This is a genomic window from Micromonospora sp. CV4, assembly GCF_003667455.1.
In the GTDB taxonomy this organism is placed as follows: domain Bacteria; phylum Actinomycetota; class Actinomycetes; order Mycobacteriales; family Micromonosporaceae; genus Micromonospora.
In genome coordinates this window covers 1-20,527 of the sequence record NZ_RCVI01000247.1, presented here as the reverse complement: position 1 = coordinate 20,527, position 20,527 = coordinate 1, and the positions used below count along the sequence as shown (strand labels likewise).

Sequence of the window (20,527 nt, the reverse complement as noted above, 5' to 3'; positions counted from 1 at the left end):
GGCGTACCAGCGGCTGACCGAAGAGGGACATGTCACCGGCCGGGGCGGCGACGACCACCGTCCCGGCGCGGCCCCGACCGGTGACATGTCCCTCTTCGGTCAGCCGCTGGTACGCCTCGGTGACCACGCCCCGGGAGACGCCGAGGTCGGAGGCGAGCACCCGGGTGGCGGGCAGCCGCCCACCGACCGGCACCCGCCCGTCGGCGATGGCCTGGCGCAGCCGCCCGGCCAGCCAGTCGGCCCGCCTGCCCGGCGGGGCGTCGGTGATGGTCAGGTGCAGGAAGTCCGAGCCGGCCGTTATGGACCTCTCGGACACCCTCGGTTTGGCCCTGCTCACCGGACCATCTTGGCAGCAGAGTGGAGATCAGGCAGCACCACCGAGGCATCGGAGGACGACCGTGACAATCCCGTTCCTGGTCACCACGCTGATCGTGGTGATCACTCCGGGCACCGGGGTGTTCTTCACCCTCTCCGCCGGGCTGTCCCGGGGCGCCCGAGCCGGCGTGCTGGCCGCGTTCGCCTGCACGCTGGGGGTGGTGCCGCACCTGCTGGCGGCGTTGACCGGGCTGGCCGCGCTGTTGCAGGCCAGCGCGGCGGCGTTCGAGGTGGTCCGGTACCTCGGCGTCGCGTACCTGCTCTACCTGGGCTGGTCGACCGCGCGGGACCGCAGCGCCTTCGCGACGTCCACCGCCGCGCCACCGCGCTCGGCGGCCCGGGTGATCGTCTCCGGGGTGCTGGTCAATCTGCTCAACCCGAAGCCGACGCTGTTCTTCGTCGCGTTCCTGCCGCAGTTCGTGGACACCACCGCACCGGGCTCGACCCGCTCGATGCTCGCCTGCGGCGCGGTGTTCATGCTGCTCACCTTCGTGGTGTTCAGCGGCTACGGCGTCTTCGCGGCCCGGCTCCGCGAGCGGGTGCTGACCCGGCCGCGGGTCACCGACTGGCTGCGCCGGTCCGTCGCCGGCACGTTCGTCGCGCTCGGCGTGACGCTCGCCCTCACCGAACGATAGGAAGAACCGTGCAGTTCGAGCATTCCGCGCAGCTCCGCGCCGCGTACCCCGATCTGGTCGCCGGCGTGGTGCGGGCCACCGGGATCACCGCCACGGCCGACGTGGCGCAGCGGACCGCCAGTCATCTCGCCGTCGCCCGGGAGCGGTTGGCCGGCGGCGCCGAGAGCGGGTTCCCGGAGATCCAGGCGTGGCGGCGGGCGTACGCGGCCATGGGGCTGCGCCCTACCCGGTACCGCTGCGCGGCCGAGGCGCTGCTGCGCCGGTTGCGGCTGGACGGCGACCTGCCCCGGCTGCACCCCCTGGTCGACCTCTGCAACGCCGTCTCGGCCGCGTACGCGATCCCGGTGGCGGCGCTCGACCTGGACCGGGTCGACGGCGACCTGGTGGTGCGGCCGGCCCACGGCGACGAGGAGTACCTGAGCTTCGCCGGCGACACCGAACACCCCGACCCGGGTGAGGTGACCTTCGTGGACGCCACCGGCCGTGCCCACGCCCGGCGCTGGACGAACCGGCAGAGCGGCTGGTCGGCTGTGCGGGAGGGCACCTCGTCGGTGCTGATCGTCGCCGAGGCGCTGCACCCGGGCGCCGAGGCGGACGTGACCCGGCTGGTCGCGACGCTGGTGACGGAGCTGGCCGACGGGTGGTCCACGGCGGCCCGGGCCGCCGTGCTCACCGCCGCGACGCCCCGGTTCGACCTGACGGCCATGGACGGCGCGGACGGTCAGGCGGTGCCGCCGGGGACGAGGTGGCGGTAGCCGGGAATCGTCTCGGCGAACCAGCCGGCCACGCTGGCCAGGCCGCGCTCGTTGAGCTGCGCGTCGTGGATCGGGTACGCCCGGTCGGCGCCCACCTCGCGGGCGAACCGGATCGCCTCGTCGAGGCGCAGCCAGGACCCCTGCGCCGGCACCAGAAGCGTGTGCACCGGCTCGTCCGGCACGTGCAGCGCGTCGCCCGGGTGGTAGAGCCCGTCGCCGATCAGGTAGCCCAGGTTGGGACAGTCGGGCTGGCCCTCGTGGATGGCGGCGTGCCGGCCGCCGTGGGCGGTGACGGTGATGCCGGCCGCGGTGAAGTGCTGCCCGGCGTGGACCCGGGTCACCGGCAGCGGGGCGAGGTCGGGCAGCCGGGCGCCCTCCGGGGCGTACACCGGGACGCCCAGGCCGGCCAGGCGCAGCACGTCGACGTGGTCGGTGTGCTCGTGGGTGACCAGGACGGCGTCCGCGCCGGCCAGGGCGCGGGGTTCGCTCCACGTGCCGGGGTCGACGACCAGCACGCCGCCGTCGTGCTCGACGCGGACGCAGGAGTGGGTGAACCGGGTGATCCGCATCCGACGACGGTACGTCGCCAGCCGGACCGCCGTGGTCCCCGAGGATCCGGGCGGTGCGGCACCACCGACGGGCATGATCGGGGCATGCAGCGCTCGACGCAACGGGGGCACCGGAGCGTGCCGCACACCGCCGACGTACGGATCGAGGCGTGGGCGCCGGACCGGGAGTCGTGCCTGGCCGAGGCGGTCGCCGCGCTGGTCGAGACGTTCGCGGACATCAGCGGCGCCCGGGCGGAGGCGGACACCGAGTTCGAGCTGCCGCCCGGTGACGACGAGGACCTGCTGGTCGGCCTGTTGGACGAGGTGATCTTCCGGCTGGACACCGAGGGCGCCCTGCCGCTGGACTGCGACGTGCGGTCGACCGGGGACGGTGGCCTGCGGGCGCGCTGGCGGTCGACCAGCACCGACGCGGTGGAGCTGGTCGGCGCGGTGCCGAAGGCGGTGTCGCTGCACGAGCTGCGCGTCGGCCCGGACGCCACCGGCTGGTCGTGCGCGGTGACCCTGGACGTCTGAGCGCCGCTGCGTGCGCGCCAGGCTGATCGGTCAGCCCTTGGCCACGCCGAGCGGCGTGAGCCGGGCGACCAGTCGGCACAGCCCGGCGCCCCGGGCCGCCTCCACCACCGCCGACACGTCCTTGTACGCCTCCGGCATCTCCTCGGCCAGCCCCTTGCGGGACGCGCCGCGCACGGCCACGCCCCGCGCCGCCAGGTCATGCCGCACGTCCTGGCCCCGCGCGGCGCGGGTGGCCGCACCCCGGCTGCGGGTACGGCCGGCGCCGTGACAGGTGGACGCGAAGGCCGGGTTGCCGGCGACGCCGGTAAGCACGTACGACGAGGTGCCCATCGAGCCGGGAATCAGCACCGGCTGCCCGACGTCGCGCAGGTCGGCGGGGAGGTCCGGGTGACCGGGTGGCAGCGCGCGGGTGGCGCCCTTGCGGTGCACGCAGAGCCGCCGGGCGCCGCCGTCCCGCTCGTGATCCTCGATCTTGGCGAGGTTGTGCGACACGTCGTAGACCAGGTCCAGGTCGGTCCCGGCGACCCGGGTGAAGACCCGGCGGGCTGCCTCGGTGAGCAGCTGCCGGTTGGCCCGCGCGTAGTTCGCCGCGGCGGCCATCGCGCCCAGATAGGCGCGCCCCTCCGGCGAATCCACCGGCGCGCAGGCCAGCTGCCGGTCCGGCACCTCGATGCCGTGCCGGGGCATCACCCGTTCCATGATCCGTACGTGGTCGGTGCAGATCTGGTGACCCAACCCTCGAGAGCCACAGTGGATCATCACGCAGACCTGCCCCTGACGCAGCCCGAACGCCGCGGCGACCGGCTCGTCGTACACCTCCTCGACGGCCTGCACCTCCAGGAAGTGGTTGCCGGAGCCGAGGCTGCCGACCTGGCCCTGCCCCCGCTGCACCGCCCGCTCGCTGACCTGCGCCGGATCGGCGTCGGCCACCGCGCCGCCGTCCTCGCAGCGGGCCAGGTCCCGGGGCACCCCGTGCCCCTGCTCGACGGCGTACCGGGAGCCGCCGCGCAGCACCGCGTCCAGCTCGGCGCGGTCCGCGAGGTGCCAGACCGCGCCCCGACCCATGCCGCGCGGAATGGCCGGGTCCAGACCGTCCATCAGCGCGTCGATGACCCGGGGAAGCTCCGCCCGGTCCAGCTCGGCGGTGAGCAGCCGGACCCCGCAGGAGATGTCGAAGCCCACCCCGCCGGGCGAGACCACACCGCCCGCGGCGACGTCGGTGGCCGCGACGCCACCGATCGGGAAACCGTAACCCCAGTGCACATCGGGCATGGCGTACGACGCCTCGACGATGCCGGGCAGCGTGGCCACGTTCGCCACCTGGTCCAGCGACCGGTCGGCGCCGACGTCGGGCAGCAGCTCCGGCACGGCGAACACGACACCGGGCACCCGCATCGGCGCCTCCCGGTCGATCCGGAACCGGTACGGCGACTCCTGAACCAGCTCCATGCCGGGCGGCTACCCGCCGCGCCCACCGGTACACCCGATTGGCGCCCTCGCGGTGCGGGTAGTGCGGGAGCATGCCCCAGCGATACGGCAACTACCCGAGGATCGCGGTCGTCACCGGTGCGGACTCCGGCATCGGCAAGGCCTGCGCGGTCGCCCTGGCCGAGGCCGGCTTCGACATCGGCATCACCTGGTACGGCGACCCGGACGGCGCGGACCGGACCGCCACCGAGGTCCGCGCCACCGGGCGACGCTGCGAGGTCGCCGAGGTCGACCTGACCCGGCTGCCGGAGGCGGCGGCGGTGGTGGATCAGCTCGCCGACCGGCTGGGCGGCATCGGGGTTCTGGTGAACAACGCGGGCACCGGCGCCTCGACCCCGTTCGTCGACACCGCGTGGGAAAAGTGGCGGGAGGTGCTCTCCGTCGACCTGGAGGCGCCGTTCCTGTGCGGGCAGCTCGCCGCGCGGCGGATGCGGGCCGCCGGGGTCGGCGGGCGGATCATCAACATCACCAGCGTGCACGAGCACGCGCCCCGGGTCGGCTCGGCCGCGTACTGCGCGGCCAAGGGTGGGCTGGGGCTGCTCACCAAGGTGATGGCACAGGAGCTGGCCGCCGACGGAATCACCGTCAACGCGGTCGCCCCGGGCGAGATCGCCACGCCGATGACCGGTCAGGAGGACGTCGACCCGTTCACCCAGGAGCGGCCCGGCGTACCGGTGGGGCGGCCGGGCGACGCCCGGGAGGTCGCCGCCGTGGTCGCGCTGCTCGCCTCCCCCGCCGCCAGCTACGTCACCGGGGCGTCCTGGCCGGTCGACGGCGGCATGCTGCTGATGGGCCCGCAGGCCAACAGCCTGACGTCGAACGACTGGCGCTCGGTCTGACCGCAGCGCGAAAACGCGATCGGTCGTGAACGGGACAGCGAGCGGCAAACCGGGCACGTATCCTTCCCCATTCCGGTGATCAGCGGCGGCGGTGCGGCCGGCCGACGACGGAGGGGGACCGGATGCCCGAGTGGGCTGGTCGGGGCGGGCGGCAACGACGCGCCTTCGTCGTCGGTGGGACGCTGCTCGGCATCGCGGCCCTGATGCTGCTGGCGGCCTGGCGCAGCACCGGCTTCCTGAGCGACTTGCTGCTCAACCTCGGTGCCAGCGTCGTGCTCGCGGCCATCTCGTACGTCATCTTCGACCCCCTGTTCGAGGAGGCCCGCAAGGCGCGGGTGCAGGAGCACCTGAGCTTCGACCAGCAGGCGTTCGTGGCGCGGCTGCACCGCGCCGGCCGGCGCGTGCGGATCCTCGACACCTGGACGATCCTGCTGGAGCAGCGACACCGCGAGGAGACGCTGGGGGCGGTACGCGCGGCGCTGGCCAACGGCTCCCAGGTGCAGTTGCTCCTGCTCGACCCGGACTGCACCGCCGCCCAGCAGCGCTCCGAGGAGCTGGAACGGCAGCGGGTGAACGTTCCTCGGCAGATCCGCACCAACCTGCGCCACCTGGCCGCCTTCTCCGACACCCTCGACCCCCGGCTGCGGCACCGGCTGCAGGTGCGGCTCTACGACGCCTCCCCGTCGATCCAGCTCTACCAGTGGGACGGTCGGGCGCTGATCTCGTTCTTCCCGATCGGGAAGCTGTCGTTCAACGTGCCCCAGCTCGAGGTGGACATGGACAGCCCGTGGGGCGGGTTCGTGCACGCCCGGTTCGAGGAGCTGTGGGAGCACGAGCAGGCGACCTTGGACCTGGAACGGTACTGGTCGGTGACGGTCACGCTGCGCCACGACGACTCGGACGTGGTCGAGGTGCAGGTGCCGTACGTGACGGTGGACGGGCAGCACTACGTCGACTGCCACGCGTTCCGGCTGGCCCGGCCGCTGACCGTGCGGACCGCGCTGCCACCACGGGCACCCGGGGCGGCGCCGGGCGTGTTCACCCTGGCCGAGGTGGTGGACGGCGACCGTACGCCGGCAGCCACCGTGGTCCGGCACTTCGACCAGAAGTACGGGCCCGGCAACGGGGACCGGGCGATCCGCCGGTTGGCGCCGCAGCAGCCGGGGCGCCCCGGCACCCCGCTCCGCGACGGGCAGTGACCCGCACGGACGGTAACCCCGACCTGCCGGGTCCGGGCGGCACGCGGGACAATGGTGTTGCCGTGACCGATCGCCAGGAGGGCCATCCGCGTGTCACCCAGCCCCGCCTCCCCGCCCGGGCCGACGCAGCTGCGCGCCGACTGCGGACGCTGCTTCGGGCTGTGCTGCGTGGTGCCGGCCTTCGCCGCGTCGGCGGACTTCGCCGTCGACAAGCCGGCCGGTCAACCCTGCGCCAACCTGCGTGCCGACCACCGCTGCGGCATCCACACCGAGCTGCGGGAGCGGGGGTTTCCGGGCTGCACGGTGTTCGACTGCTTCGGCGCCGGTCAGCAGGTCGCCCAGGTGACCTTCGGCGGGCGGGACTGGCGGGACGCGCCGGAGACGCTGCCGGAGATGGCCGCGGCGTTCACCGTGCTGCGTCCGCTGCACGAGCTGCTCTGGTACCTCACCGAGGCGGTGGCGCTGCGCCCGCCGGCCGAGCTGCGCGTCGAGCTGGAGCGCGCCCGCGCCGAGACGGCGGCGCTCACCGGAGGTGACCCGGCGCAGCTGCGCGCGGTGGACGTGGCCGCGCACCGGGACCGGGTCAACCCGCTGCTGTCGCGGGCCGGGGACGCGGCCCGCTCCCGGGGCGGCGCCGCCGGCCCCGACCGCCGGGGCGCACAGCTGCTGGGGGCGGATCTGCGCGGGACGGACCTGCGCCGCGCCAACCTGCGCGGGGCGCTGCTGATCGGCGCCGACCTGCGCGGTGTCGACCTGGGCCTGGCCGACGTCACCGGCGCGGACCTGCGGGGCGCCGACCTGCGCGGCGCGGACGTGCGGACCACTCTCTTCCTGCACCAGGCCCAACTGGACGCCGCCCGCGGTGACGCGCGCACCGGGCTGCCGGGGACGCTCACCCGGCCGGCGCACTGGACGGCCCTGACCCTTACCCCGGTCCGCCGGCCGGGCCGCGCCGCGGCGCCCGCCCGTCGCGGCCGGCGTCAATAGGGCGGCGCCACCCCCGATCGGGTACGCGTAGCGGTCAGTCCCCGGTCAACTCGCGGTACCCCGCGTGGACCGGGCATTGCGGGCAGCGGGCGCGATCGCAGAGGCGGCAGAGGTGGGCCAGGCTGCGGTCGTCCGTCACCTCGTCCTGCAGCAGGGTGCGGGCGATGTCTTCCAGCTGGCGGCGCTGCTCGCTGGTCAGCGGGGCGAGCAGCGCAGTCAGCGCCTCCTGCCGGGAGTGCAGGATCCCGGCGGCGGCGGCCATGCCGTCGGTGGTGAGGTGCAGCGCACGGCTGCGCGCGTCGGCACCCGGTCGCCTCTCCACCCAGCCCTGCTCCCGCAGCCGCCGGACCAGGTGCGCCACACCGGGTTGGGTCAGCCCCAGCACCTGGCCCAGCCACTCGGCGGTCACGCCCGGCTGGTCCTTGAGGACGACGAGCGCCTCGGCGAGCGCACCTCCGGCCCCGACGGACGCGCTGACCGACGAGCGCATCCGCGAGCCGACGAGCAGGGCGAGCGCACCGAGGAGGTTCGGCGAAGCATCCGCGGGTAGATTCATAAGTCATGAATGTACCTCGGCGGGCGCTGCTGCTCATCGTGTTGATGACCGTGGCACAGCTACCAGTCGCGTTGCGTCAACTGCTCGTCGTGCTGCTCGGTCACCAGAACACCGGCAGCTTCGCCACCGCCGGTGTGGCCAGCGCCGGCTGCGGCATCGGGCTGGCGCTCACCGCGCCGCTGGCCGGTCGACTCCTCGGCCGGCTCGGTGCCCGGCCGGTGCTGCTCGCCACCGGCCTCGCCCACCTGCTCGCCCTGCTCGGGCTGGCGGTGACCACCGAGCCGGTGGCGTTCGTGGCGCTGGCCACCGCGGCCGGGCTCAGCACGCCACCGGCGGTCGGCAGTGGACGCTCCCACCTGGCCCGGATCGTGCCCACCCCCGTGCTCTCCCGCGCGTACGCGGTCAACGCCGTCGGGCAGGAGGTGCTCTACGTCGGAGGTCCCCTGGCCGTGACGCTGAGCCTGCTGATCAGTGGTCCCACGGCGGCGCTGGTCGCCTTCGCCGTCATCGGCACCGCCGGGCTCGTCGGCATGGCCGCCGTCCTGCCGCCACGTGAGGTCGACCGGCGGCCCGCCGAGAGACGGTCCGCGCTGCCCGGCAGGGCCACCCGTCGCACCATCGTCGGCACCCACCTCGGCTACATGACCGGCATCGGCGCGATGTGGGTGCTGGTGCCCGCCTTCGCCACCACCGTCGGGCACCCCGACCAGGCCGGACTGCTGGTCACCATCTGGTCGGTGGGCAGCCTGGCGGGTGGCCTGCTGCTGGCCCGCCGGGGCCGGCCCGGCACCCCAGGTGGGGCGTACCTGACGCTGGTCGGCATGCTGGCCGCCACCTCGCTGGCGCTGCTGCTGCCCCGGAGCGTGCCGCAGATGGCCGTGGCGCTCGCGCTCTTCGGTCTCGCGCTGGCACCCTTCCTCGCCGTCACCGACGAGATCCTGGCCCGGTCCACCCCAGCGCCCCACCTCGCCGAGACGTACGGCTGGTTGCAGACCGCCGGGCAGGTCGGCATCGCCGTCGGCTCGGCGACCAGCGGAGTGGTCAACGACCACCTCGGCAACACCCCGGCGTTCCTGGTGGTGTCCGCCGCGCTGGCGCTGGCCCTGGTCGTCGCGCTCAGCCGCCGAGGGACACTGCGGCTGCCGTCCGCGCCGCCGCCGGCCGAGACGGTCGCAACGGCGGTCAGCGCCGGCGGGCGAGGTTTCGTCAACGGTGACGCCGGGTAGCCACCGCCGACGCGGAACGGCACCGACGGGGGGCACGGCGTGGGTTTCCGAAAGCGCGACGGTGAGCAGCCGAGCGACCCGCAGCACAGCGAGGACGAGGCCGGCCAGGCCCGGTTGGTGCAGGTCGAGGCGGACACCGAGGTGCCGCCGCCGGACGGCACCGACGTCCGGCCGGACATCGTGACCGAGGACGACAACTCGGGTGTCGCCGGGGGCTCCTCCGGCAGCAGCGGCGGCGGATCCACCATGCCCGGGCATCCGGACGCCACCCGCTGACGCGGGCTCAGCGCGAGGTCAGCGGCTGGCCAGCGCCGCGGCCCGCGCCTCGGTCATGCCCTTGTTGGCCAGCCCGTCGGCCCGCTCGTTCTCCGGGTGCCCGTTGTGCCCCTTGACCCAGAGCCAGGTGACCTGGTGCCGCTCGCAGGCCGCCTCCAGGCGCTGCCACAGGTCGGCGTTCTTCACCGGCTGCTTCGCGGCGGTGAGCCAGCCGTTGCGCTTCCAGGACGCCAGCCAGCTGGTGATGCCGTTGCGCACGTACGTGCTGTCGGTGTGCAGCTCCACGACGACCGGCCGGTTCAGGCTCTCCAGCGCCTGGATGGCCGCCATCAGCTCCATCCGGTTGTTGGTGGTCGGTGTGGCCTCACCGCCGCACAGCTCCCGCTCGTGGTCGCCGTAGCGCAGCAGCGCGCCCCAACCGCCCGGCCCGGGGTTGCCGCTGCACGCCCCGTCGGTCCAGATCTGCACACCTCTGCTGGCCGCCGCGTCCACCATGCCCGGCAACCTACCGGGCGGCGACGCCGTGCCCCGCGCTCGGGGGGCCGCCACGCCGGACCGGCACGGGCCGAAAATCTCGCGCGCCGGCTCGGCTAGGCGCGGCCACCACGCCCGCCGCCCGACGGCGGGACGCCCACCACGGCCGGCGGGATGGCCGGGGCGGTTCGGGGTGGGCGCAGCCGGTCGCGGACCCGGTCCGCCGCGTCGCCGGCGGTGGCCGCGATCATCGGAAGCAGCCGGGTGGAGTTCATCACCGCGACCTCCTCGGCGGGGGTCGTGGCGCCGTCGAGGAAGCGCAGCACCCGCTCGGCCGGGTTGCGGTCGAAGAGCCGGTCGAAGAAGTCCGGGCCGCCGACACCGCCCCGGTCCAACGCGCGCAGCGCGACCGCGTCCATCCAGCGGTGCCGCCGCGGGTACGCCGGCGCGGGTACCGGTGGCCGGCCGGCGGCGAGGGCGCGGGCCACCTGGTCGGCCTGGCGGTACATGGCGGAGAAGGTGAAGCCGGTGGAGGGGCGGGTCGCGCCGCCGGCCGTGCCGAGACGGACCACCCGGGGCGAGGGCCGGGCCGGGAACGGCGCATCCGTCATCGGGATCACCCCGTTCTCCACCTCGCGCACCCGCAGCCCGGCCGGATCGAGCCCGAGCAGGTCCCGGTAGCCGGCCAGCGCCGCGTCGTACCCGGAATCGGTGAGCAGGGCCGGCGAGAACTCGGTGTACTCGACCAGGGCGTAGCGGTCGCTCACCGGGAGCACGTACCCGAACGAGACGCCCCGCGCGGGCTGCGGGGTGCGGAAGTCCATCAGCACGGCCCGCGCCGGGTCGAACACCGGGCGGTCGGCTTCGAGCCACCAGCCCCGGAAGTGCTGCAACCAGGTGGTCCGCCCCGCTCGGGCCGGTGGGCGGGGCCGGGAGTCGAGCACCCAGCCGGCCCGCACGGTCGGCCCGCCGCCGGTGCGCACCTCCACGCGCGTGCCGTCGTCGACCACCGTCTCGGCGGGCGCGACGATCCGGGTGGCGTCGAGGCGGCGCTCGGCCTCGGCAGCCCGGTCGTAGACCGGGCCGGAGCGGAGCATGGCGTACCGCAGCGGGGCCAGGTCCAGGATGCGACGCCGCGCCGGCGTCGCCACCTCGACCTGCTGCCAGCTCGCGCTGAGCAGCGGGTCCAGGTCGCTGTCCGGGTGGCCCCAGAACGCCCAGGTGCGGTCCTGGCCCCGCCGGCGCACCGGGTCGACGACCGCGATCCGCAGGTCGCGGACGCCGTGCCGGTCCAGCGCGGCGAGCAGCAGCGACGCGGCGCCGCCACCACCGAGCAACGCGAGGTCGACGTCCAGCGGCGCGGAATCGGTCATCGCCCCACGCTGCCACACCGCCCCACCATCCGCCGCCACCGGCGTCGGGTGGTGCATTACCGCCGTCGCCGGCAATACCTCGCCATCGACCCACCCGTGACAGCCCGGCCGGACGGACATCGATCGGATCAGCGGCGCCGGTCGGGCCGTGTCGGCCTTTCCGCAGCTCTCCCGGCCTTCGGGTGGACACGTGACGGCAACGAGGATTTCTCATTTTCACCGGATCGAGGTCCCAACGCACCTAGTGTTGGGCACACCGGTGCTAGTCACGGAGTTGGCCACCCGAACGACGTCCCACGTAGTCAGCGGACGAAAAGTGAGGGAAGACGCGTATGAAGGTCTCAACAGCACTCTGTTCGGCGGCGCTCGGCGTGGGCCTCGGCACGCTCCTGCTGCCGGGCGCCGCACTGGCCGACACCACCGTGTCACCAGCCACCACACCGGTCGGTGGGACCGTCGTGCTCACCGCGACGACCTGCAACCCGAAGTCGGGCGACGCCATCTTCCGCGTCACCGGCCCCAACCGCGACCAGAACGTCCGGTCCACCACGGCCGCGGCCGGCGGCGGGCTCAGCGCCGAACTCTTCACCGCCGGGTTCACGCTCGGCACCTACACCGTGGCGGCCACCTGTGGCGACGGCAGTTCCGCCGGCAGCGCCACGTTCACCGTCACCCCGATCGGCGGCGCCCCCGCCGGCTCCGGCGGCGGCAACCGCGACAACGGTGCCCTCGCCGCCGGCAGCGCGCTGCTCGGCTCCGCCGCCGTGGGCGCGGTGCTCCTGATTCGCCGACGCCGTCCGGTGTCCGCCGTCGCCTGACCGGCGACCCGCTCCATCCCTGAGGACGGGTGCCCGCACCGGTGAAACCGGCGCGGGCACCCCGACGATCCCGTACGGAGGTCGGCACGTGTGGAGACGGCGGACCCTACCGGCCGTGGTCGCCCTGCTCGGCGTGAGCGGGCTGGGGTTGATCACCGTCGGCGTCACCGCCGACCCGGCGCGGCCACCACGGCCGCCGGTCGACGCGCCGACCCGCACCCACCCCGCACCGGACCTGGCGCCGCTGCCCCGCGCCGCCCCCGTCCGGGTGCAGATCCCGGCCATCGGCGTACGCGCCGAGGTCGTCCCGGTCGGCGCGGACGCCGCCGGGGTGCTGGAGGTGCCGCCCCTGGACCGGCCGACCCTCGCCGGCTGGTACCGGCACGGGGTCAGTCCGGGCGAGACCGGCAACGCGGTCGTGGTCGGACACGTCGACTCCCCGGCCGGACCGGCGGTCTTCTTCGACCTCGGGCGCCTGCGCGCCGGCCAGGAGATCCAGATCACCCGCGCCGACGCGCGGGTCACCACGTTCACCGTGGACGGTGTGCGGTCGTACCCCAAGGAGCACTTCCCCACCACGCTGGTCTACGGGCCGTCGGACATCGCCGGGCTGCGCCTGATCACCTGCGGCGGCCGGTTCGACGCCGGGACCGGCAACTACGTGGACAACATCGTCGTCTTCGCCACCCGCACGGCCTGAGCCGGGCCGCCCGGCTGTCGGGAGCCGGACCCTGCTCGGCAGAATGCGGTGGCACCATCCCCTCCGGGCACCGTGGGGCGGTGCGCCGTCGACGGGGAGGCACGCGGTGGATCAGCAATCGGTACGGGACCGGGCCGGCCGAGGCGTCCGCGCCCTGACCCGTCGGCTGCTCGGTCGGGTCGAGGGTGCGGTGCCCGCTCCGCGCCGGTCCAATCCGGACGCCGTGGTCGACTGCGCCGTCTACGTCAACGGCCGGCGCGAGCCGGGCCGCCCGCACTACGCCGACGCGTACGCCCACGCCCGGCGTGGCCGCGACGCCTTCGTCTGGCTGGGACTGCACGACCCCGGGCCGGCGGTGCTCGCCGCGGTGGGCCGGACCTTCGGGCTCGACGAGCTGACCGTCGAGCAGGCCCTCGCCGACGGGCACCGGCCCACCGTGCAGCGCCACGGACCGGTCACCCTGCTGGTGCTGCGCACCGCCGGGTACGTGGAGCACGACGAGCTGACCGACACCTCCGAGGTGATCGACACCGGGGACGTGATGGTGCTGCTGGGCGACCGGTTCGCCATCACCGTGCGGCACGGCGCCGCCGGGGCGCTGCGCAGCGTCCGCGCCGACATCGAACGCCGACCGGCGCTGCTGGCCGCAGGACCATGGGCGGTGGCGTACGCGGTCTGCGCCCGGATGGTCGACTCCTATCTGGAGGTGGCCGGGCACGTGGAGCGGGACCTGGAACGGGTCGAGGAGTCGGTGTTCGCCCGCGACCGCTCCGCCGACATCCAGCACATCTACCAGCTCAAGCGGGAGGTGGTGGAGTTCAAGCGGGCGGTGCTGCCGTTGCAGGCGCCGATGCGCACGCTGCTCGACCCGGGCTCCGACGGGCCGCCGCGCGCCCTGCACCGCTGGTTCGTCGACGTGGACGGCCGGTTGAGTCGGGCGGTGGACCGGGTGGCCGCGTACGACGACCTGCTCACCTCGATCGTCCAGTCCCGGCTGGCGCAGCTCGCCGTGGAACAGAACAACGACATGCGCAAGATCGCGGCGTGGGCGGCCATCGCGGCCACCCAGACCGGCATCGCCGGCGTGTACGGCATGAACTTCTCGCACATGCCGGAGCTGGCCTGGCGCTACGGCTACGCCGGCGCTCTCACCCTGATGGCGGTGGCCGCCCTCGCCCTGTATCGCCTGTTCCGCCGCTCGGGCTGGCTGTGACGCCCGCGCGTCCCCCGTCACTGCCGGCGACCGCCGGTACGCCGGCCGGCGACGGGGGGCTAACCTCGCGCGGGTGATGTGGCAGCGGTACGTGGCGATCGGCGACAGCACCACCGAGGGGCTCGACGACCCGGACGGCGCCGGTGGTTACCGGGGCTGGGCCGACCGCTTCGCGGTGGCGGTGGCCCGCGCCCAGGGCGGCCTGGAGTACGCGAACCTGGCCATCCGGGGCCGCACCACCGCCCGGATCCGCGCCGAACAGCTCCAGCCCGCCCTCGACCTGGCCCCCGACCTGGCCACCGTGGTCGCCGGCATGAACGACGTGCTGCGCCCCTCCTTCGACGCGGACCAGGTCGCCGAGGACGTGGCGGCGATGCAGCGGGCCCTCGTCGGGCAGGGCGCCACCGTCCTGACCTTCACCATGCCGGACCCGGCGCCGGTGATGCCGCTGGCCCGGCCGCTGCGCGGTCGGATGCTGGCCCTCAACGAGGCGTTGCGGGCGGCGACCGCGCGGACCGGGGCCACCCTGCTCGACCTGGGCGCCCACCCGGTCTCCTCCGATCCCCGGCTGTGGAGCGACGACCGGCTGCACGCCAACAGCGCCGGCCACGAGCGGATCGCGGCCGCGCTGGCGTACACGGCGGGTCTGCCCGGGTTCGACGACTCCTGGACCCGGCCGTTGCCGCCGGCGCCCCGGCGTCGCCGGGGCGAGGTGTTCGGCGCCGAGCTGGCCTGGACCCGCCGGCACCTGCTGCCCTGGCTGGCCCGGCACCTGCGCGGCCGGTCGTCCGGCGACGACCGGGTCGCGAAGCGGCCGGTGCCGCTGCCGGTGCGGGTGGACTAGCAGGTGGTACGGCAGGATGGTGTCGTGGGCAGAAGTGGGCGCAAGCGGGCGGACGTGACGACCGGACGGGCCTGCCCGTGCGGCTCCGGACAGGCGTACGCCAACTGCTGCGCGCCGGTACACACCGGGGTGGCTCAGGCGCCGACGGCCGAGGCGTTGATGCGCTCCCGATTCAGCGCCTTCGCCCTCGGCGACACCGGCTACCTGCTGCGCAGCTGGCACTCCTCGACCCGGCCCGCCTCGCTGGACCTTGACCGGGGGCAACGGTGGATCCGACTGGAGATCGTCGAGACCGAGCGGGGCGGCCTGCTCGACACCACCGGCACGGTGACGTTCCACGCCCACTACCGGGACGCGGGCCGGCCCGGCGCGATGACCGAACGCAGCCGGTTCGTTCGCGAGGACGGCCGATGGGTCTACCTCGACGGCGACCAGCCCTGACGGCTGCGCCGGAAGCCGGTTCGGGCATAGTATGACCTCGGCGTGGTCCTGCGCCGCACCTCCCTCCCGGCGCTCACGCCGCCGGCAACGCGGAGGCAAAGGGGGCCTGGAGCCCTCGGGACGTAGTGCCACATGCCCCACTCCGGCGGGGTCGGCGGGAGCGTGAGTCCCGGTGACCGTGCCGTTGACCGGGAGCATGTGATGACCAGTCAGAGATCGTTCAAGACCCGGGTCCGAACCCGGATGGAGAAGACCGGCGAGAGCTACACCACGGCCCGCCGGCACCTGATCAGTCGGGCCGCCGAGCCGGCCTCGGACGCGGCGCCGCCTCCGGAGCCCGGCACGGCACCGCCTCCGGGGCCTGTCACGGCACCGCCTCCCCGGCCCGCCGCGGCGCAGACCGAGCGGATCGCCGACGACCTGATCCGCGCCCGGACCGGCCGTGGCTGGGCCGAGTGGTTCGCCCTGCTCGACGCTGCGGCCGCCACCGAGTGGACACACACCCAGATCGCCCGCCACCTGGTCGCCGAGTACGAGGTGCCCGGTTGGTGGGCACAGACCATCACCGTCGGGTACGAGCAGACACGGGGCCTCCGCGCGCCCGGTCAGCAACGCGGCGGCGGCTTCTCCGCCAGCGCCAGCCGGACGGTGGCGGTGCCGGCGCTGCGGCTGTACGAGGCTTTCGCCGACGAGACGGCACGCGCCCGTTGGCTGCCCGACGTCGAGGTACGCGTCCGCACCGCCACCGCGCCCCGCAGCTTCCGGGCCGACTGGGCCGGTGGCCCCACCCGGATCGTCGTCGGCTTCGACGCTGTCGGCGAGTCGAAGGCCCGGGTCACCGTCCTGCACGAGAAGCTGACCGGGGCCGAGCAGGCCGCGGAGCTGAAGGCGTACTGGCGGGAGCGGCTCGCCACGTTGAAGGTAGTGCTCGAGTCGAACGGAGACCACCGATGACCATGACGTTCATCAACCTGCCGGTGCGTGACCTGACCACCGCCGCCGAGTTCTACCGGGCGCTCGGCTTCACCAGCGATCAGGCCGACGTGGACGGGGACACCCTGGCGCTCACCATCTCCGACAGCACCCGGCTGATGCTGCACCTCCGCTCGGGCTTCGAGGAGTACACCGGGGTCGCCGCCACGGACACGCAGGCCAGCCGGGAGGTCATCATCGGGCTGTCGGTGCAGAGCCGGGAGCAGGTCGACGAGTTGGTCGACCAGGCGGCGGTCGCCGGTGGGGAGTCGCTCGGGCCGGGGACGGCCAACGGGCCGATGTACATGCGCGGCTTCCGGGACCTCGACGGACACCAGTGGTCGTTCCTGCACCTGGCCGGCTGAGCGTGGGGCCGGCGGCGACCGCGGAGGCCGCCGCCGGCCCCGGTCAGTCCGCGCCGCGCGCGGCCGCCGCGGTGACGTCGGTGGGCACGGCCGCGGGGCGTCCGCGGCGGCGGAGCAGCACCAGAGCCACGATGAGGTACGGCCCGGCCGTCACCGCGAACGCCACCGCGTTGCCGGCCGCCGTGGCGACGAGGCCGTAGCAGGCGTACGTTCCGATGATCAGCACGTCGGTGGCCATCCCCGCCAGCGAGGTCACGGTGGCGCGGCTGGTGCCGGTGATCCGGGCCTGGAGCCGCGCGTCGGCCAGCACGGTGGCCAGTTGCGCGGCCCCGAACGCCACCGCGAGCAGGGCGAACCCGGCCGGATGCCCGGTCAGGGCGCCCCCGGCCAGCGCGACGCCGACCAGGCCCAGCAGAGCGGCGTACCCCCGATTGCCCAACCGCTCCCCCGCCGGGGCGAGCAGCCCGCCGATGGTCACGCCGGCCCAGAGCAGCAGGAGCAGCAGCGGCACGGCCTGCGCCCCGACGCCGGTGTCCAGGGCCAGCAGCGGGGTGTACTCGTCCAGGGCGCCCCAGTCGGCGGCGACCACGGCGACCAGCAGCACGGCTGCCCGTACCGGCGGTCGCGTCCGGACCTGCGTCACCCCGGCCCGCAGCGTGTCCCACCAGCCCAGGTCGTCATCGTCGTCCAGGTTGGCTTCCGGATTGTCTTTCCCGGGCACGGTGGCAACCAGCGGCCGTGTGGCCGCGTCGGGTACGCCGGCCTGGTCGGGTACGCCGGCCGGAGCGGGCGGGACGGCCGGTGGGCGGTGCTCGGGGAACCGGGTGGCGACCGCCGCGGCGAGCAGGCAGGCGAGCACGCTGGCCGCGCCGACCGCCGGGTATCCGCCGACGGCGAGCACCGGGCCGGCGAGCACTCCGGCGGCCACCACGCCCAGCACACCCGCCGTCCGCTCACGCCCGAGCACCCGGGCGTACCGGCCGACCGCGTCGAGCCGGTCCAGCTCGGTCCAGACCAACGCCTCCAGCGCGCCGGAGACCAACGCGCCACCGGCGCCCCAGAGCAGGAAACCGGCGGCGAACGCCGGGTACGAGGGCAGCAGCATCCAGAACGCGTACCCGGCGGCGGTCACCAGCGGGGCGAGGCACAGCAGCAGCCGGCGGGACACCACGTCGGCCCACGCGCCGGAGGGCACCTCGAACAGGATGCCGGCCGCCGACCAGATGACGAAGAGCGACGAGATCTGCCCCACCGACAGCCCGGTGTCGGCGAAGAACACCACGTACAGCGGGTAGAGCAGGACGAGGTCAGTGAGGAACGCGTACCCGTAGAGGGTGGTGGTCAGCCGGCGGACCGCCGGGTCGGGCACGCGCGAGGCGGTGAAGATCATGGGGCCTTCCCGTGGGAGTGGAGACGGACACCGGACGTGCGGTGCCCGTGGTGGCCCACGGGATCGGCCTAGGCCGTTGGATCAATGTCGCCAGGTCATGCCCGCGATGCTAGACGCGCATCGTCGCGCCGGCCAGCGCTTTCGGCGTGCCGGACAACGGGCAGCGGGGTGGGCTCCCAAGATGAGCCCACCCCGCTGTGCCACCGCGTGTCAGCGCCGGTTCGGGTCGACCGGCGGGATGACCGTGGTGGTCTCGCTGTCGTCGCTGATGCGCTGGCCGGGCACCGCGCCGTCGCCGGCGCTCACCACCTGGGTGGTGTCGGCATCGCCGCCGCCCCGGCTCACCACCTGGGTCGTGTCGGCGTCGCCGCCGCCCCTCGTGACGAACTGGGTGGCGTCCGGGTCGGCTGGTCCACGCACCACCTGGGTGGCGTCCGCGTCTGCGGACGGCCCCGCCTGGGTGGTGGTCGGGTCGATCGGTCGGGTCACCACCTGGGTGGCCTCCGGATCGGTGCCGGCGAAGGACGGCCGGGCCGGCTCGGCCTCCGGGTCGGGCGTGCCGGTCGACGGCCGGGCCAGCTTCGCCTCGGCGTCGCGGCGACCGGCCTGGTAGGCGCGGGCGTGCGAGGCGATCAGCTGCGACTCCTGCTCCGCACGGGTGAGCCACGCCTCCCAACGGCTCTGCATCGGACGGATCAGGCCCCCACCGACCCCGACGACGAGGATGCCGCCGATGGTGGCCAGCACGGCGATCAGCACCGGAGTGGTGACCGCGGTGGCCACGCCGATCTGGTTCAGCGCGGCGATGACGCCGAGGCCGAGGATGAACACCGAGGCGATGTTGGCCAGCACCCGACCGTACGACAGGCCGCCGAGCGCGCCGCCGATGATGTCCTTCACGGCGTTGGCGATGGCGGCGGCGACCACGACGATGACGATCGCGACGAAGGCGCGGGGCAACCACGAGATCACCGCGCCGAGCAGGTCGGAGATCGGGTTCGGGCCCCAGATGCCGAAGGCGAGCTGAAGGGTGAACAGCAGCACCGCGTAGTAGACGAGCTTCGCGACGATGTCGCTCGCGTCGTACCGGGAGCGGCTCAACGCCCGGCGGACGCCGCCGCGTTCGACGGCGCGGTCGAAGCCCACCCGTTCCAGAACCTTCTCCACGATCTTCAACACGGCCTTGGCGATCAGCCATCCGGCCACCAGGATCGCCAGGAAGGCGACGGCCTTGGGCAGGAAGAGCATCACCGAGCGGAGGGCGTCGCCCACCGCGTCGCTGACGTTGTCACTCATCTGGTCATTCCTCCACGCGGGGCAGCCGGGACGGTCGGCCCCGACCTACCCCCGTCGACCCGCGCGGAAACGCCGGCCACTCAGCGCCCCGAGGCCCCCGGACGGTCATCGCCCTGCTCGGCGGCGGTGGCCACCTGCTCCGTCACCGGCCCCAGATCGGGCGCGGCGGCCGTCGGCCGGCCCGATCCGGCGGTGTGCGGGGCCAACTGGTCGAAGAAGCGCAGCAGCTCGACCGGGAACGGCATGACCAGCGTGCTGTTCTTCTCCGCCGCCACGTCCACCACGGTCTGCAACAGACGCAACTGGTACGCGCCGGGCGTGGCCTCCATCGCCCGGGACGCGTCGGCGAGGCGCCGCGATGCCTGGAACTCGCCGTCCGCGGCGATCACCCGGGCCCGGCGTTCCCGTTCGGCCTCGGCCTGCCGGGACATCGACCGCTTCATCCCCTCCGGCAGCGAGACGTCCTTGACCTCCACCCGCTCGATGAGCAGGCCCCAGGGCTTCTCGGTGGGCGCGTCGATGACGGACTTCAGCTCGGCGTTGACCCGTTCCCGGTCGCCCAGCACGGTGTCCAGGTCGGCCCGCCCGATCACCGAGCGCAGCGCGGTCTGGGCGACCTGGAGCACCGCCGAGGGATAGTCGTGCACGTTCACCAGCGCCTTCACCGGGTCCACCACCCGGTAGTAGACCACCGCGTCGACGGTGAGCGTGACGTTGTCCCGGGTGATCGCGCCCTGCGGCGGTACGCCGATCACGGTGGTCTGCATGCTGACCCGCACCATCCGGTCGGCGACCGGGACGATCAATTGCAGGCCCGGCTGGCGGACCCGCTCCAGCACGCGGCCGAACCGGAACACGATGCCGCGCTGGTACTGCTGCACCAGCCGGACGCTGAGGGACAACACCAGCACCACGACCACGACCACGATGACCAGGCCGACGACGGCAGCTCCCATGGCATCCGCGCTCCCCCGGAGGCGCCCGCCTCCCGGAGCGCCGGGTACCCGTTCCGCTCCCCGCCATGCCGCCCAAATCGCGCCACCCGGCGAGCGGGATCGTGGGTGAAGTGCTCGCGAACGCGTGGCGCGCGGAGCCCGCGTCTCGCTGACCTGTCGAGCATCTGCTGATCGAGCTCGGCGTGGGCCAGGAAGTGTGGATTGGCCGTCGTGGGGGCAGGGGGTGGGCTCCCTACGATGACGGCTCGCCGGAGCGTGGAGGGGGCC

23 protein-coding genes and 1 pseudogene are annotated in these 20,527 nt (G+C 74.3%); 15 read left to right on the top strand and 9 right to left on the bottom strand.

Annotated elements, in window-relative coordinates:
* On the bottom strand, positions 1–337 hold a 337-nt coding region (locus EAD98_RS12985; RefSeq protein ID WP_199723388.1), incomplete at its 3' end, for a GntR family transcriptional regulator.
* A 61-nt stretch (positions 338–398) separates the two neighbouring features.
* Between EAD98_RS12985 and EAD98_RS12980 the strand changes: the two genes are divergently transcribed.
* Entirely contained in the window at positions 399–1,010 is a 612-nt protein-coding gene (locus EAD98_RS12980; RefSeq protein WP_121654302.1) for a LysE family translocator, read from the top strand.
* 8 nt (positions 1,011–1,018) lie between these two features.
* A complete protein-coding gene (locus EAD98_RS12975; protein ID WP_121654301.1) occupies positions 1,019–1,765 on the top strand; it encodes a B3/4 domain-containing protein in 747 nt (248 codons plus the stop codon).
* Here the strand turns inward: EAD98_RS12975 and EAD98_RS12970 are convergent.
* Positions 1,732–2,334, bottom strand: coding sequence for an MBL fold metallo-hydrolase (locus EAD98_RS12970; protein ID WP_121654300.1), 603 nt, complete (start codon positions 2,332–2,334; stop codon positions 1,732–1,734). The two genes, EAD98_RS12975 and EAD98_RS12970, sit on opposite strands and share 34 nt — an antisense overlap.
* A gap of 84 nt (positions 2,335–2,418) precedes the next feature.
* Here EAD98_RS12970 and EAD98_RS12965 point away from each other — a divergent pair, with 84 nt between their 5' ends.
* The gene (locus EAD98_RS12965; RefSeq protein WP_121654299.1) at positions 2,419–2,847 is read left to right on the top strand and encodes an archease; all 429 of its coding nucleotides are present in this window, start codon (positions 2,419–2,421) and stop codon (positions 2,845–2,847) included.
* A 30-nt stretch (positions 2,848–2,877) separates the two neighbouring features.
* Here EAD98_RS12965 and EAD98_RS12960 read toward each other — a convergent pair whose 3' ends face one another.
* Positions 2,878–4,296, bottom strand: coding sequence for an RtcB family protein (locus tag EAD98_RS12960; RefSeq protein WP_121654298.1), 1,419 nt, complete (start codon positions 4,294–4,296; stop codon positions 2,878–2,880).
* 71 nt (positions 4,297–4,367) lie between these two features.
* Here EAD98_RS12960 and EAD98_RS12955 point away from each other — a divergent pair, with 71 nt between their 5' ends.
* The 3 genes from EAD98_RS12955 to EAD98_RS12945 all read left to right on the top strand — a co-directional run bounded on the left by EAD98_RS12955 (position 4,368) and on the right by EAD98_RS12945 (position 7,360).
* Positions 4,368–5,174 carry an SDR family oxidoreductase gene (locus tag EAD98_RS12955; RefSeq protein ID WP_121654297.1) on the top strand — a complete coding sequence of 269 codons (807 nt, stop codon included), beginning with the start codon at positions 4,368–4,370 and terminating at the stop codon, positions 5,172–5,174.
* A gap of 122 nt (positions 5,175–5,296) precedes the next feature.
* Positions 5,297–6,373, top strand: a complete 1,077-nt coding sequence (locus EAD98_RS12950; protein ID WP_121654296.1) for a DUF5919 domain-containing protein — start codon at positions 5,297–5,299, stop codon at positions 6,371–6,373.
* A gap of 90 nt (positions 6,374–6,463) precedes the next feature.
* The gene (locus EAD98_RS12945) at positions 6,464–7,360 is read left to right on the top strand and encodes a pentapeptide repeat-containing protein (protein ID WP_121654295.1); all 897 of its coding nucleotides are present in this window, start codon (positions 6,464–6,466) and stop codon (positions 7,358–7,360) included.
* A 34-nt stretch (positions 7,361–7,394) separates the two neighbouring features.
* Here the strand turns inward: EAD98_RS12945 and EAD98_RS12940 are convergent, their stop codons facing one another.
* Entirely contained in the window at positions 7,395–7,916 is a 522-nt protein-coding gene (locus tag EAD98_RS12940) for a MarR family winged helix-turn-helix transcriptional regulator (protein WP_121654294.1), read from the bottom strand.
* Between the two features lie 5 nt (positions 7,917–7,921).
* On the opposite strand from EAD98_RS12940, the gene EAD98_RS12935 reads away from it, so the two are divergent.
* Both EAD98_RS12935 and EAD98_RS12930 read left to right on the top strand, forming a co-directional pair.
* The gene (locus tag EAD98_RS12935) at positions 7,922–9,142 is read left to right on the top strand and encodes an MFS transporter (protein ID WP_121654293.1); all 1,221 of its coding nucleotides are present in this window, start codon (positions 7,922–7,924) and stop codon (positions 9,140–9,142) included.
* Between the two features lie 39 nt (positions 9,143–9,181).
* Entirely contained in the window at positions 9,182–9,418 is a 237-nt protein-coding gene (locus EAD98_RS12930; RefSeq protein ID WP_089021268.1) for a preprotein translocase YidC, read from the top strand.
* Positions 9,419–9,436: 18 nt separating this feature from the next.
* Here the strand turns inward: EAD98_RS12930 and rnhA are convergent, their stop codons facing one another.
* Positions 9,437–9,913, bottom strand: coding sequence for a ribonuclease HI (gene rnhA, locus EAD98_RS12925; RefSeq protein WP_121654292.1), 477 nt, complete (start codon positions 9,911–9,913; stop codon positions 9,437–9,439).
* A 95-nt stretch (positions 9,914–10,008) separates the two neighbouring features.
* Positions 10,009–11,265, bottom strand: a complete 1,257-nt coding sequence (locus tag EAD98_RS12920; RefSeq protein WP_121654304.1) for a lycopene cyclase family protein — start codon at positions 11,263–11,265, stop codon at positions 10,009–10,011.
* Between the two features lie 332 nt (positions 11,266–11,597).
* Between EAD98_RS12920 and EAD98_RS12915 the strand changes: the two genes are divergently transcribed.
* The 7 genes from EAD98_RS12915 to EAD98_RS12885 all read left to right on the top strand — a co-directional run bounded on the left by EAD98_RS12915 (position 11,598) and on the right by EAD98_RS12885 (position 16,618).
* Complete coding sequence (locus tag EAD98_RS12915; RefSeq protein WP_121654291.1) at positions 11,598–12,083, top strand: hypothetical protein; 486 nt, start codon at positions 11,598–11,600, stop codon at positions 12,081–12,083.
* Between the two features lie 115 nt (positions 12,084–12,198).
* Positions 12,199–12,783 (top strand): class F sortase, encoded by a 585-nt coding sequence (locus EAD98_RS12910; RefSeq protein WP_233583807.1) that lies wholly within the window; start codon positions 12,199–12,201, stop codon positions 12,781–12,783.
* A gap of 106 nt (positions 12,784–12,889) precedes the next feature.
* Positions 12,890–13,996 (top strand): magnesium and cobalt transport protein CorA, encoded by a 1,107-nt coding sequence (locus EAD98_RS12905; RefSeq protein WP_121654289.1) that lies wholly within the window; start codon positions 12,890–12,892, stop codon positions 13,994–13,996.
* 76 nt (positions 13,997–14,072) lie between these two features.
* Positions 14,073–14,840 carry an SGNH/GDSL hydrolase family protein gene (locus EAD98_RS12900; RefSeq protein ID WP_121654288.1) on the top strand — a complete coding sequence of 256 codons (768 nt, stop codon included), beginning with the start codon at positions 14,073–14,075 and terminating at the stop codon, positions 14,838–14,840.
* A gap of 24 nt (positions 14,841–14,864) precedes the next feature.
* The gene (locus EAD98_RS12895; protein ID WP_121654287.1) at positions 14,865–15,281 is read left to right on the top strand and encodes a YchJ family protein; all 417 of its coding nucleotides are present in this window, start codon (positions 14,865–14,867) and stop codon (positions 15,279–15,281) included.
* Positions 15,282–15,482: 201 nt separating this feature from the next.
* Entirely contained in the window at positions 15,483–16,235 is a 753-nt protein-coding gene (locus EAD98_RS12890) for a hypothetical protein (protein WP_233583806.1), read from the top strand.
* Positions 16,232–16,618, top strand: a complete 387-nt coding sequence (locus EAD98_RS12885) for a VOC family protein (RefSeq protein ID WP_121654286.1) — start codon at positions 16,232–16,234, stop codon at positions 16,616–16,618. The genes EAD98_RS12890 and EAD98_RS12885 overlap by 4 nt, the downstream gene beginning before the upstream one ends.
* Positions 16,619–16,661: 43 nt before the next feature.
* Here the strand turns inward: EAD98_RS12885 and EAD98_RS12880 are convergent, their stop codons facing one another.
* The 3 genes and pseudogenes from EAD98_RS12880 to EAD98_RS12870 form a co-directional block, all read right to left on the bottom strand.
* Complete coding sequence (locus EAD98_RS12880; protein ID WP_121654285.1) at positions 16,662–18,008, bottom strand: MFS transporter; 1,347 nt, start codon at positions 18,006–18,008, stop codon at positions 16,662–16,664.
* Positions 18,009–18,551: 543 nt separating this feature from the next.
* A pseudogene (locus EAD98_RS12875) lies at positions 18,552–19,304 on the bottom strand (hypothetical protein); the annotation flags it as partial.
* An 80-nt stretch (positions 19,305–19,384) separates the two neighbouring features.
* Entirely contained in the window at positions 19,385–20,260 is an 876-nt protein-coding gene (locus EAD98_RS12870) for an SPFH domain-containing protein (protein ID WP_121654283.1), read from the bottom strand.
* Positions 20,261–20,527: the final 267 nt, after the last annotated feature.